Below are 13361 nucleotides of genomic sequence, written 5' to 3'. Positions count from 1 at the left end.
GTTGCAATTAATGATGAATTGTATTTTTAACCTATTGTTTAGCTGATGTAATGGACAGGCAGATCATTCATACAGATATGGATTGCTTTTTTGCAGCCGTTGAGGTTTTAAAGGATAGTACCCTTAAAAACAAGCCCATTGCTGTTGGCGGTAATGCCGACCGTGGTGTGCTTACCTCGGTTAGCTATGAGGCAAAAAAGTTAGGTATCAACAGTGGTATGCCCACCCGTGTGGCTATGCAAATGTGCCCGCAGCTGCATATTGTTAAAGGCAATATGGACGAGTACAGCAAATACTCGCATACGGTTACTGAAATTATCAGGGAGTTATCGCCCGTGGTTGAAAAGGCCGCCATTGACGAGCATTATATAGACATGACCGGGATGGACAAATATTTCGGTACCATGAAATTTGCCCACGAGCTGCGCCAAAAAGTGATCAGCGAAACTGGGCTGCCCCTTTCCTTTGGTTTATCGGTAAATAAAACGGTAAGCAAAATAGTAACCAACGAGAGTAAACCCAATGGCGAAGGGCAGATAATGCTACCGCAGGTACAGGAGTTTTTAAACCCGCTATCCATCAAAAAAATACCTGGCATAGGCCATGATACCTACCTTAAACTTAGTGAAATGGGGGTACGTAAAATATACACCCTGATACAGATCCCTGCCGAAATGATGTTCAGGGTGATGGGGCAAAGTGGTATTACACTTTGGCAAAAAGGCAATGGTATTGATAATGCGCCGGTAGTGCCCTACCGTGAAAATAAATCTATCAGCGATCAGCGCGATTTTTTAACCGAAACAATAGATATTGAGCGTATAAAGGCCCTGCTTGCCACCATGATTACCGAACTGGCTTACGAGCTGCGCAAACAACAAAAGCTAACGGCCTGTATCACCGTAACCATTAGGTATGCCAATTTTGAAACCGTTACCCGGCAGGAGAAAATAGCCTATACCTCGCTCGATTTTTTCCTTCTCCAAAAGGCAACGGCCCTGTTTAATAAGGCGTACGACCGCCGCATGCTGCTGCGGCTGGTGGGTATACGCTTTTCGCATTTAGTGGGTGGCTTTGAGCAGATAGATCTTTACAACGCCGTGCAGGAGCAGTATAGCCTTTATCAATCAATGGATAATATCCGCAACCGGTTTGGTAAAAAGGCGGTAGTTCTGGCATCATCCCTTAAACCCAACCCTAAGCCCCGGCCTCAGCCTGAATGTAAACCCCAAAACAAAACCGATGTACCTGAATAGCCATTCGCAATTTAGCCTGCGCTATGGCACTATGGATATTAAAACACTGGTTGACAATGCTAAAGCCTGCGGTGCGGAGCAGCTGGCGCTTACGGATATTAATAATTCATCAGGCATAATGGAGTTTATCCGCATTGCCGAAAGTGAGGGGATACAGCCTATTGCAGGTATGGAGTTCCGGCGGGATAAGCAGCTTTTATACATTGGTATTGCCCGTGACCGTGAAGGCTTTAAGGAACTGAATGATTTTTTAACCTTCCATAACGTAAATGATGAGCTACTGCCCGATAAGCCCTGGCATTTTGCCAATGCGTATGTTATCTATCCGTTTACGGGCAATACACTTATCAGCCTGAAAGAGAACGAGTACATCGGCATCCGGCACGATCAGCTCAACTTTATATTTGGCAAGCCGCTGGCAGGCATCAGGGAAAAGCTTATTGCGCTTAGCCCGGTAACTGTTGGCGATAAAATTGAGTACCGCCTGCACCAATACCTGCGGGCAATTGACCTGAGCACCCTGCTCACCAAAGTAGCCGATAAATACAAGTGCCGGCCCGATGAAATGTTTTTACCCGCCGGCAAGCTGCGGGCTAATTTTGAGCTGTACCCCTTTATCATCAGCAATACCGAAAAGCTGATGAAGGATTGTTCAATAACTGTGTTAAAAGAAAAATCGCGGAATAAAAAAAGCTTTACCGGCAGCATACAGCGCGATATTGAGCTGCTGCGCGAGTTAACAATGGAAGGCATGCTGTACCGTTTTGGTGCCGATGATGAGAAAGCTAAAAAAAAGATTGAGGAAGAGCTGATAGTGATCCGCGATCAGGGGTTTGCACCTTATTTTTTAATTACCCATGATATTATCAAGTACTCCATGAGTAAAGGCTTTTATCATGTGGGCCGGGGATCGGGTGCCAACAGTACGGTAGCTTACTGCCTGCGTATTACCGATGTTGACCCTTTAGCACTCGATCTGTATTTTGAACGTTTCCTGAACAAACAGCGTACCTCGCCGCCTGATTTTGATATTGATTACAGCTGGGACGAACGGGAGCATGTACAAAATTATATTTTTAAGCGCTATGGCAAGGATTATACCGCCCTGTTAGGCACCATGAGTACCTTCAAGGACAGATCCGTTATCCGCGAAATTGGTAAGGTGATGGGGTTGCCGGCCGCAGAAATTGAAAGCTTTACCGATCGAACTAAAGATGCGCGGGTACTTAACAATGCCACCTATAAAAAGATACAGGCGCTGTACGGATATATGAAAGATATGCCTAACCAGCGTTCTATCCACGCAGGTGGGGTACTGATCTCGGAAGAACCAATAACCTATTTTACGGCGCTCGATATGCCGCCCAAAGGTATGCCTACCGTGCAATGGGATATGTACGAGGCCGAAACTATCGGCTTTGAAAAATTCGACATCCTGAGCCAGCGGGGAATAGGGCACATTAAAGAAGCCGCCCAGTTAATTGCCGATAACCGGCAGGTAAAAGTTGATGTACATGATTTTAAACGGTTTAAAAATGATGAAATAATTAATACCCAGCTAAAAACCAGCGATAGTATTGGCTGCTTTTACATTGAATCGCCGGCTATGCGCCAACTGCTGCGTAAGCTGCAATGCGGGGATTACCTTACGCTGGTAGCTGCAAGCTCTATCATCAGGCCGGGCGTGGCACAATCTGGTATGATGCAGGCATACATTCGCAGCTTTCATAATCCTGAGAGCGTTGTTTACCTGCATCCGGTAATGAAAGAACAGCTACAGGAAACCTATGGGGTAATGGTGTACCAGGAAGATGTGATAAAGATCTGTATCCATTTTGCAGGGATGGACGGCGCCGATGCCGATATATTACGCAGGGGCATGAGTGGGAAATATCGTTCAAAAGTAGAGTTTGACAAATTAGTTGATAAGTTTTTTGAAGGCGCAAAGGCCCTTGGCAGGCCCGATGATATTATAGCCGAGGTATGGCGACAGGTATCCAGCTTTGCGGGGTACAGCTTTTCAAAGGCACATTCGGCCAGTTTTGCGGTAGAGAGCTACCAGAGCCTTTTCCTTAAAACCTATTACCCTATGGAGTTTATGGTGGCCGTGCTGAACAATTACGGAGGCTTTTACTCGCGCTGGCTTTACGTGCATGAGCTGCAAAAAACGGGGGCAACAGTTCATTTGCCCTGCGTTAACCGCAGCACAGCCAAAGTAAGTATAAGCGGCACCGATGCTTTTTTAGGGCTGATAGGCATACAGGGGCTGGAAAATAAATACTTAGAAGGCATCCCGCAGGAACGGACTATGAACGGCCCCTTCCTTAACCTGGAAGATTTTATTAAGCGTACAGGCATAGGCCTGGAGCAATGTACTAACCTGATAAGGGTAGGCGCCCTGCGTTTTACCGGCAGCAGTAAAAAGGAACTACTTTGGGAAGTGCATAATTACCTCGGCAGTAAACCTGCTCCCAAACCAGCTAAAGATCTGTTTAACCTGCCTGCCAAAGCCTTTCAGCTGCCCGACCTGGCAAATACCCGTTTAGAGGATGCTTATCATGAGCTTGAGCTGTTAGGCTACCCATTAACCCTGAGTATGTTCGGCCTGTTAAAAACCAATTACCGCGGTGATGTAATGACCAATAACCTGTTGCAGTATGTAGGCAGCATTATTAAAATAGTAGGTAATTATGTGTGCGAAAAAACGGTACATACCAAAAACAATAAGCTGATGTGGTTCGGAACGTTTTTAGATGCCGAAGGCAATTTTTTTGATACCACTCATTTTCCGGATAATACACCGGCTTACCCATTTAAAGGAAAAGGCTGTTACCTGATACAGGGCAAGGTGATCCAGGATTTTGGTTTCCCAAGTATTGAAGTACTGCGGTTTTATAAACTATCAATAAAAACCAGCCCGGTTTATTGGTAGGGGAATGAGCTGGTTATATTACGCATAAACAGCAGTTTTCAAAATATGAGGACCAATATGGGGGCTAAGGGATTGGATGGTTACCAATTCAACCTTACGGCCAAAAAGTTCTTCGAGATAATAATTTAATGAAAGAAAATTATTGAAAGTTTTTTTTTCCTTTTGAATATCTACAAGCAGATCAATATCACTGCTTTCTGTAGCTTCGTTACGCAGGTATGAACCAAATAATCCAATTTTATTTACACCATAAAAAGCCAATTGCTGTTTATTAGCAACAAGTTTTTGTAGTATAGCATCACTTTGCATGTTTGATTCCATCAACCAAAAATAACAAATAATTTGTGCTTATATGATGAGCTGAATGATGACCGACCGTAAATAAAGCTTAATTAAGCTTTATTCTCTTCGTCAATGCTGGCATAAAAAAATACGCCGCCAACAAAGGTCAGGATAATGCCGATAAACAAAGGCCATTTAGCAATCATGTTTCCGCTGCCATCAATAGTCATTGAGTCAGAGTCAACCGGGTTAACTACAGTTTTAAAATAGATAATTAAAGCTATGGTGGTAATTACGCCAACTATAAAAAGAAATATACTGATTTTTCTCATGGTAATAGCGCCAAACAAAAATGTTGATCAGCGCTGTAAAGGTAGGATTATTTTGAATTTTTTAATTCGCCAAAAGCATAAATTCTTCACTTTTTTAAAGCCTTATTTTTATTACAAAAACATGCCATTTTAACGCAACTAATAAGTGCCTCATTCGTATAAAAGCGAGAGTTAACATCTATTACCCCTTACTATGCATCCTGATATTGAAGCAGTTTTAAATAAAGTAGATATGGAGCACCCAATTCCGGATGTGATTACCCTGCTTAATGCCGAAAAACTACTGAATTATATGGCCGATATTAACATTGAAAAAGCAAGGCGTTTTGAACCTACCTCAACCGAAGGACTTTATATATTATGGAGTGTTGAAGATCTTGAATTTCAGATGGAGTGCGTTAAAAGCGGCAATATTCTTTTCAAGTTTCGTAAAGCCGGCCGCGAAGAAGCCAGCGGATCATACGGGGTGGATGAGTTTATCCCACAGTTAGAAAAATACCTGTTAAGAAGCATCCACTAATAACCCCATTACCCCTATTTAGTATTCCATTTAAACCATTTAATGCCCAGTGTGCTAAATACAATGGTGTATAAAACTGTAGCTAAAAGCGCCATGGTGGTATCATTGTTCCACTTTGCGGGCTCCATGCTTGCTGCAAGCATTGTTTTAACCGTTCCATACGGCGACCAGATCACAATATCATGAATCTGCTTCCCAATTTTATCAAGGCTTAATTCACTAAACATACCCACCATAATAAACACAAAGTAAATAAGCCTGCTGGTTGAGTTTACAGTTTCGGGGTTTTGTATCCGGCCTACAATCATCTGGCCAAGACTAAGGTAAACCATGCCGCCTAAAATGGCGGTAAAGTAGCTTAAAACATAACCGGCAGGTGTTAAAGTGATTTTATCATATTGGTTACCCACAATAAAAACCGCGGTTACCACCATCAGTATCATGGCTAATTGAACCAGCAGCCGGCTACCCATTATTGCCCATGAGGGCACAGGCGCTACCCTTAAACGCTGAAATATCCCCTTATCACGATCCCGTGCTATGGAATTTGAATAGCCCATTAACCCTGATGCTACCAGGCCAATGGTTATACTGTTTGAAAGTGCAAATGGCCCGCCAAAAATAGGGATCAAACCTTTCCATGATACCAGGATAATTACCGGGACTATCAGCGTAAGGATCACCGCACGGCGGTTGCGCCATTGCGTGGTAAAGTCTGCTCGTAAAAGTGTTGCGAGGGCGGTAGACGTTTTAGGTATAATTGTTTCCATTTATTTAATTTTATCAGGCACGTACGGCTTTACCGGTTAGTGCTATAAATACATCTTCGAGTGTTATTTTACCCCTGCGCGATACGGCTATAACTTCCGGATCGTCGCTGTGTGTATCAATCATGGCCTGCGGGGTATCAATGGCTATAACTTTACCGTGATCAATAATGGCAATACGGTCGCAGACAGATTCGGCTTCTTCCATAGAGTGTGTGGTGAGTAAAACGGCGTGGCCCCGCTCGCGGATGGCTTCAATACGCTCCCATAACTGCCTGCGCGATTGCGGGTCGAGACCGGTTGTAGGCTCATCTAACAAAACCAGCCTTGGGTTATGGATGGTGGCAATAACCAAGGATACCCGCTGCTGCTGACCACCCGAAAGCTGCCCAAATTTTTTCGCTGCCGAGTCCTCCAAACCTATATCCCTTAAAAGCGCCTTAAGCGAATCATTGTTTACTGATACCCCATAAATACCTGCGTAGAGTTTTAAGATCTCGATCACATGCAGCTCGGGCTGAAAGCTGGTTGATTGCAGCTGCACCCCTAAGGAGGCACGCGCATGCAAAGGTTTTTCGGCTGCGTTATTACCGTCAACCATAATAACGCCCGATTGTGGCTTTAACAGGCCTTCAATAGCACTCAGTGTACTGGTTTTACCCGCTCCGTTTGGCCCGAGCAAACCAAATATCTCACCCTTTTTTACATTGAACGAAACGTTTTGTACGGCATGGAATTTACCATAACTAACATTTAATCCTTCTACATTTAAAATATTAGCCTCTTGTTTATCCATCTGGAGGTTGATTGTTTATTGCTGTTCAGGTTAAAATACCCGGCGTAATTTAATACATATTTGATTTAGCTAACCATTGTTAGTTACACATTACCTTAAATAATTTGAATTTTGGATTTTGTAGTCTTGTAATGCTTTGTTATTGTGGTACTTTAAAAGTGGGCGCAAAGGCCTTTACCCGCTTTGGTTCGAGTACCTCACCTTAACAATCCCGGTTAAAAGCTAAGACTGAACCAGTTGTGCTTGGTTTAAGCATGGCTGTCATCCTGAGGTACTCAAAGGATGAGCGCAGAGGCCTTTACCCGCTATGCTTCGAATTACATGCATAACATCAGGTTAAATTAATATATGGTGATTTGTTTACCTGTGATTTTGTTTAAAAAATAAGGCCTCCTTACACTCGCTGTTTGGAGGCCTCAACCTAAACCTTATCACAATGGGTGGGCAAGAGAGCCCACCATATGAAGCCACAAATATAAGTGTTATTTTGACACAATGATATTAGAATTGAATTAGAATTTAGCTATTATTAACTTTGTTTACAATTCATTGATTATCAGTGAAATTTATCCCCTCGATAAGGCATAAAAAAAGCAGGCTCTTTTTTAAGAGCCCGCTTTAAATATTTTATTCAGGTTAAAAACCTGCGCTTACAAATACGATTGCAATAAGCTTGCTTTTGAATTATGCCTTAAGCGGGTTAATGCTTTATCCTTTATCTGGCGAACGCGTTCGCGGGTAAGGTTAAACTTTTCGCCAATCTCTTCTAAAGAATGAGCGGCGTTGCTGCCCAAGCCAAAAAACAATACAATAACTTCCCTGTCGCGTTCGGCAAGGATATTTAATGAACGTTTGATCTCCTGAGATAATGAATCTATCATCAGGTCGTTATCGGTACCTGCATCTGAGCTTTGTAAAACATCAAGCAGTGTATTTTCTTCGCCGGCAACAAAAGGTGCATCAACAGAGATCTGACGACCTGAGTTTGATAACGAATCTGATATTTTATCAACTGTAGTTTCCAAATCTTCAGCCAACTCTTCAGGTGTTGGCTGGCGCTCAAACTGCTGCTCCAGTTTTGAAGCTGATTTATGAATTTTGCTTAATGAACCTATTTGGTTTAACGGTAAACGTACCACCCTTGATTGTTCAGCAACAGCCGATAAAATTGACTGGCGGATCCACCAAACAGCGTATGAAATAAACTTAAATCCCTTGGTTTCATCAAAACGTTTAGCAGCTTTTATTAAACCTAAGTTTCCTTCGTTTATTAAATCGCCTAAAGTAAGGCCCTGGTTTTGATATTGTTTTGCAACAGATACCACAAAACGCAAATTGGTTTTGGTTAAACGCTCCAAAGCGGCCTGATCACCTTCACGTATTTTTTGTGCAAGAATAACTTCTTCCTGCGCGGTTATTAAATCTACCTTACCAATTTCATGTAAATATTTCTCAAGCGATTGTGACTCGCGATTGGTAATTGATTGGGATATTTTAAGTTGTCTCATCGTTAACGAATTTTTTAATAACCAATTTCACTTGGTGCATCAGAAAAAAAATAAATAAACTAACTGCTCACTAATGCCGGTCAACAGATCAGTATCAGTAATTTGTTAATATAAAGAAAGCTTTGTAATTAAACAACGAGTATGAGAGTAGTCGATATTTCCTGCTTTTATGATGTGCAAAGATAACGAAACAATTGTTGTTTGGATGTAAATAAATGCTAATATGCATATTTTTATTAAAAAACGAAAAAGCAGCCTTTATATTACCCAATTTTCAGATACCTTAATTTAATATTACCAAAGCGTTAAAACCCACTGTCATCCAATGCGAACTTATTTTTACGTTCCTTCCATTTCCCTTTTGTAAAATCAGGAAATTCCTGCGGGGCATTGCCTTCTTTTAACGATTTTTCGGATAGGGATGATATAACGCTCATGGTAACAGAATCATACACATCAATGGGTGTTTGCCGCTTTTGCTTAACCGATTCAACAAAGGCGTTAAATACAAACCAGTCCATACCGCCATGGCCCGCTCCTACTGCTTTATCGGCATACTTTTTCCAAAGCGGGTGGTCGTACTTATCAAACCATTGCTGTGCAGGATCCCAGCTGTCGTCTTCCTTAGATTGATGGTCGATATAAATACTCTGGTTTACATCCATCCACAAACCTTTAGTACCCTGTACCCTAAACCCTAACGAGTATGGGCGAGGCAAGTGCGTGTCATGGCTCAGCAATACGGTTTCGCCATTGGCGCAGTTGAGCATGGTAGTAACAACATCGCCATTTTTATAGTTGATCTTTGCATTTTTATTACCTGGCGACAACTCTTCTACATAAGCGGCAAGGCCACGTGCTTTTGAGCTGAATGATGATAAGCTGGTAAACCTGTTGCCCCTGTTAATATCAATATACTGCATGCAAGGCCCGGCACCATGCGTAGGGTACAGATCACCGTCATGGTCAATATTAAACTGGGTGCGCCATTGTGCTTCGCTCAGGGCATTGGGCCCAAACTCAACACCGCCGCCATAATAATGCTTACCATCGTTAAATAAAACATTGCGCAGGTTGTGCTGATAACCGCCCTCTAAATGGATCAGTTCGCCAAAAAGGCCTTGCCTGGCCATATTTAATGCGGCCATTACATCGCGGCGGTAGCAAACATTTTCAAGCGTCATGTAGGGGATGCCGGTTTTTTCAGATGTGTGTACAATATCCCAGTGTTCAGCTACGGTAAGGCCTGCTATAACTTCGCAGCCTACATATTTACCGGCATTCATGGCATCAATAGCCTGCGGGTAATGAAACTGCCATGGGGTAGCAATTATTACGGCATCAATATCCTTACGTTCAAGCAGTTTTTTATAAGCATCGGTGCCGCCGGTATATTCGGCAGCAGCAGGTCGGCCCTTTTTAGCAATGTATTCGCGGCATATTTTTAATGATCTTTCCTGCGTATCGCAAATGGCTACAACCTCCACATCATCACGCAAAACACCTTCAGATATATGGCTCATGCCACGGGCGCCCACGCCTATGTAGCCCAACCTTACTTTTCCGTTTGCTTTTGCAAAAAGACTACCCGATGGTAAAATGGTTAACCCGGCTGCCGCTATTGCGCCATTCTTGATAAATTCTCTTCTTTCCATAAGTTGCTGTTTATTTTGTATTCATGGTTTATCATCTGCTGATGAATTTATGAATACTATTGCTTAAAAATGCAACTAACAGGCAACTATTGTTACGCAAACGTTTGATAAACTGCGATTGGGTACTATACTTTTGAGCCAGGATGTGAACTGCAATAAATCACAGATCACTCCCCTGTTTAACTATGCATCAACGGCAGTGTGAACCAAAAGGTGCTTCCCTTACCTAAGGTACTGTCGACCCCAATTTCGCCGCCATGCTTCCTGATAATTTCGGCACTTATGTATAAGCCTAAGCCCAAACCCGAATTATTAAAACCCGAAGGCTGGGCCTGGTAATACCTGTCGAACAGGTGAGGGATTTTTTCGGGCTCTATACCTGGGCCATGATCTTTTACCGAAAGCTTCACCATGTTTCCCAGGTTCTCGATGATCAGGAATATCTCGAGCGAATCAGGTGCGTACTTAACTGCGTTGTTCACTAAATTTACCACTACCTGGTCAATAGCATGTTCATCGGCATAAATCAAAAGCTCTTCATCGCCCTGAACAGTTAAGGTATATTTTCCGGCTATCCGGATATGGTTACAGCAGGCATTTAACAGGCCGGCAATATTGAACGTTGTTTTGGTAAGCTTAAGCCGGGCATCGCGGGTGCGGCTCACGTTCAGCAAGTCCTCCACCAGGGTACTTATTTTTTTAACACTTTTTATTGATTGATCAATCAGCTTTGGTATTAACTGTGAGCTTGGCTCGCTTTTTACTTTTTCAAGCAATTGCAGTGAGGCCTTGAGGGTGGTAATAGGTGTTTTAAGCTCATGGCTGGCAATACTTATAAAATCATCCTTTTGCTGCTCCAAACGTTTAAATTCGGTAATATCAAGCAGGGTACCCAATATCCTTAGTGGTTTATTCGCTTTATCAAAGTAAACACTTCCCTGTACCCTTATCCAGTGTATGGATTCATCAGCATGTATTACCCTGGCTTCATAAAACAGCTTACCGTTATTCATTGCATCAGCGTGCGCAGCTTCGCGGCTATCTTTATCATCAGGGTGAATAGTACCGGCAAAGGCATCCCACGATACACTATGGTCGAAACCAAAAATGGTGTTAAACCTATCGGAGGTTAACATGGTTTTATTTACCAGGTCAAGGTCAAAGGTGCCAATTTCGGCAGCTTCAACGGCAAGCCTTACCCTTTCCTCAACCTCCTCAATCCGCCGCCTTGCCATAACCTTGTCTGATACTTCAAACCCTAATATCATTATAGCGTTTATGACACCGGCATTGCGCATCGGCTCATAAACAAAATCTACAAAAACGGTTTCGGGCTTACCATTGCGTATCATTTCTAATTCGTGCTCCCTGGCAACAAAAGGAATGCCTGTACTAATCACCTTGTTCATTATTGGGGCATAAGCCTCGGCAGCTTCCGATACGGCCTGCCAGATGGTACGATCCTCAAACTCGCTGCGTTTTTTACCCACTAATTCAAGGTAGGCATCATTAACGCTCTGGATAAGCAGATCCTCGCTCCTGATGATACAGATACCTACCGGGGCCTGCTTAACCATATTGCGGAACCTGGTATTGCTTTCGGATAGATTATCATAAAGTTCCAGCAGTTTATGGCGCGATTCGCTCAGCTCCTCGTTTGATGCTTTCATCTCCTCATTGGCCGATAAAAGCTCTTCGTTTGCTGCCCGCAGTTCCTCTGTCAAATCCTGCTCGCGCTCTTTTGATAGTACCCGCTCCGTAACATCGCGTGCTATATGCAGTATACAGTAGGTTTCTCCGGCTTCGTTTTTAATGGCACGGTACTCATAATCAAAATAAAATGTTTGCAGTATGCCATCAACCTTAAGGTCGGCAGGGGTATCGGTACCTTTAATGGTAATGCCCTCGTTCCACACGCGGGCAAATAATTCAATAAAGGGCTGGCCCTTTAACTCGGGCAGGGCCTCATCAAGCGGCTTGCCAATTACACTGCGGCCCTTGCCCCAAAACGCAATCATGGCATCATTGGCATATTGTATTACGGCGCGCTCAGAAACATGAATGGCGGTGGCATCTTCCGATAAAGACAACACATCTAATAACTGTTCATTACTTAATAATGGTACTGTTTTATTCATGGCAGAAAATTCGGGGCAAGATAAAAAGATTATACAACTTAGTAAATCTTAAAAAGTTTGGATGCAGCTAATTTTTTTAGGCCTATTTTAATGTAAGCAGGCTTGGGCGTATCCCTGCTGGCCGGGCTATCCGTTTATACGCCTGCTGGCCTTACACACAGGCCGGTATCCACTGCTATCCCTTACGCTGAGAACTGATTATTGTTTTGTCCGTCCGTTTCCAGGTACCGGACATAAACGGACGGACGGACACTTGTCGTACAAAAAGTTACGCTGGGCTAAACTCGCGTGAGCAATAATCTTCAAAAAGTTTGAAATTGGTTAATTTTAAAGGGTAATTTAGATTTGTATGACATTTAGGTTTAAATACAATGGAATTGAACGAATATGAGGGTACGGGTTCGAATCCCGTCCACTTAGCCTGGTGTTATTACCACGTGTTACGCTGCTTTAATCTCGCGGAAGAGGGATTTGTTCCTTCATATTCTTTGCCATCAATGAGAGCAGTACGTAAAGGTGTTAGAATGAAATGAGAATAAAAATGAAAAAAAGAAATCAACTATTTATCTTAATTGTGCTTTCCGTACTATTCTCCTGTAGTAATGTAAAAAGGGATACATCAAAAAAAGAAACGGATTCAATTGCTAAGATAATAACCCCAACTCAAACGCCCGCGAACGAGAGTCTTGGTAATGATTCGACCAAAACAAAAAAGTATGACGATGCTTTATTAGGTATAAATTATTTTTTTTCTAATGATACCCTATGCCAGAATTTAAGTATTAAGGAAATAAGTAAGAATGCAAAATTAAAAATACCCGAAAAACTTGAATTTAAGTTGCTGCTTCATGATAAACAACATAAGTATGATGACAAAATATTTGAGGGCGTTGCTCAATTATCAAGCTCTGAGGAGTCGTTTTATAATAATTCAGATAAAGATGGAGGAGATTATTTTGCCGCAGATTATAACTTAGATGCCGCAGATTATAAAATGCAAATAAGATTAGATATTCAAAATTATGAAGCTTGTGTTTTTTTAGTAACAACCAGCCAGCCCGACAAAGTTTTAGGAGGATATAGTGCCTATCTTAAAAAATTCCCTAATGAGGGGATAATGAAAAGAGGCAAATGTAAATAGCTCCATCGCCTCCCTGATTAGTATAACTTGCCTT

11 protein-coding genes are annotated in these 13361 nt (G+C 42.5%); 4 read left to right on the top strand and 7 right to left on the bottom strand.

The window, feature by feature from the left end; all coding sequences use genetic code 11:
- Nucleotides 1-50 precede the first annotated feature (50 nt).
- Nucleotides 51-1256: a DNA polymerase IV gene (gene dinB / locus ACQY4U_RS16745; RefSeq protein ID WP_428330596.1), complete on the top strand. Its 1206-nt coding sequence runs from the start codon at nucleotides 51-53 to the stop codon at nucleotides 1254-1256.
- A complete protein-coding gene (dnaE, locus tag ACQY4U_RS16740) occupies nucleotides 1243-4188 on the top strand; it encodes a DNA polymerase III subunit alpha (RefSeq protein WP_428330595.1) in 2946 nt (981 codons plus the stop codon). Before dinB ends, dnaE begins: the two co-directional genes overlap by 14 nt.
- Nucleotides 4189-4206: 18 nt before the next feature.
- Here the strand turns inward: dnaE and ACQY4U_RS16735 are convergent, their stop codons facing one another.
- Together ACQY4U_RS16735 and ACQY4U_RS16730 are read right to left on the bottom strand one after the other, a co-directional pair.
- On the bottom strand, nucleotides 4207-4509 hold the full coding sequence (locus tag ACQY4U_RS16735) for a nucleotidyltransferase family protein (RefSeq protein ID WP_428330594.1): 303 nt from the start codon (nucleotides 4507-4509) through the stop codon (nucleotides 4207-4209).
- A 71-nt stretch (nucleotides 4510-4580) separates the two neighbouring features.
- The gene (locus ACQY4U_RS16730) at nucleotides 4581-4802 is read right to left on the bottom strand and encodes a hypothetical protein (RefSeq protein ID WP_428330593.1); all 222 of its coding nucleotides are present in this window, start codon (nucleotides 4800-4802) and stop codon (nucleotides 4581-4583) included.
- Between the two features lie 193 nt (nucleotides 4803-4995).
- On the opposite strand from ACQY4U_RS16730, the gene ACQY4U_RS16725 reads away from it, so the two are divergent.
- Nucleotides 4996-5322: a hypothetical protein gene (locus tag ACQY4U_RS16725; protein WP_428330592.1), complete on the top strand. Its 327-nt coding sequence runs from the start codon at nucleotides 4996-4998 to the stop codon at nucleotides 5320-5322.
- Nucleotides 5323-5336: 14 nt separating this feature from the next.
- On the opposite strand, the gene ACQY4U_RS16720 is transcribed toward ACQY4U_RS16725, so the two are convergent.
- The 5 genes from ACQY4U_RS16720 to ACQY4U_RS16700 form a co-directional block, all read right to left on the bottom strand.
- Complete coding sequence (locus ACQY4U_RS16720) at nucleotides 5337-6092, bottom strand: ABC transporter permease (RefSeq protein WP_428330591.1); 756 nt, start codon at nucleotides 6090-6092, stop codon at nucleotides 5337-5339.
- A 13-nt stretch (nucleotides 6093-6105) separates the two neighbouring features.
- On the bottom strand, nucleotides 6106-6885 hold the full coding sequence (locus ACQY4U_RS16715) for an ABC transporter ATP-binding protein (protein WP_428330590.1): 780 nt from the start codon (nucleotides 6883-6885) through the stop codon (nucleotides 6106-6108).
- Nucleotides 6886-7535: 650 nt separating this feature from the next.
- Nucleotides 7536-8393: a sigma-70 family RNA polymerase sigma factor gene (locus tag ACQY4U_RS16710; protein WP_428330589.1), complete on the bottom strand. Its 858-nt coding sequence runs from the start codon at nucleotides 8391-8393 to the stop codon at nucleotides 7536-7538.
- A gap of 305 nt (nucleotides 8394-8698) precedes the next feature.
- Complete coding sequence (locus tag ACQY4U_RS16705; RefSeq protein WP_428330588.1) at nucleotides 8699-10048, bottom strand: Gfo/Idh/MocA family protein; 1350 nt, start codon at nucleotides 10046-10048, stop codon at nucleotides 8699-8701.
- Between the two features lie 179 nt (nucleotides 10049-10227).
- A complete protein-coding gene (locus tag ACQY4U_RS16700; protein WP_428330587.1) occupies nucleotides 10228-12186 on the bottom strand; it encodes a PAS domain-containing sensor histidine kinase in 1959 nt (652 codons plus the stop codon).
- Between the two features lie 541 nt (nucleotides 12187-12727).
- On the opposite strand from ACQY4U_RS16700, the gene ACQY4U_RS16695 reads away from it, so the two are divergent.
- Nucleotides 12728-13327: a hypothetical protein gene (locus tag ACQY4U_RS16695; protein WP_428330586.1), complete on the top strand. Its 600-nt coding sequence runs from the start codon at nucleotides 12728-12730 to the stop codon at nucleotides 13325-13327.
- Nucleotides 13328-13361: the final 34 nt, after the last annotated feature.

The organism is Mucilaginibacter sp. (assembly GCF_965277465.1).
In the GTDB taxonomy this organism is placed as follows: Bacteria; Bacteroidota; Bacteroidia; order Sphingobacteriales; family Sphingobacteriaceae; genus Mucilaginibacter.
The sequence above is the reverse complement of the archived record's forward strand: the minus strand, read 5'-3'. Positions and strand labels throughout refer to the sequence as shown.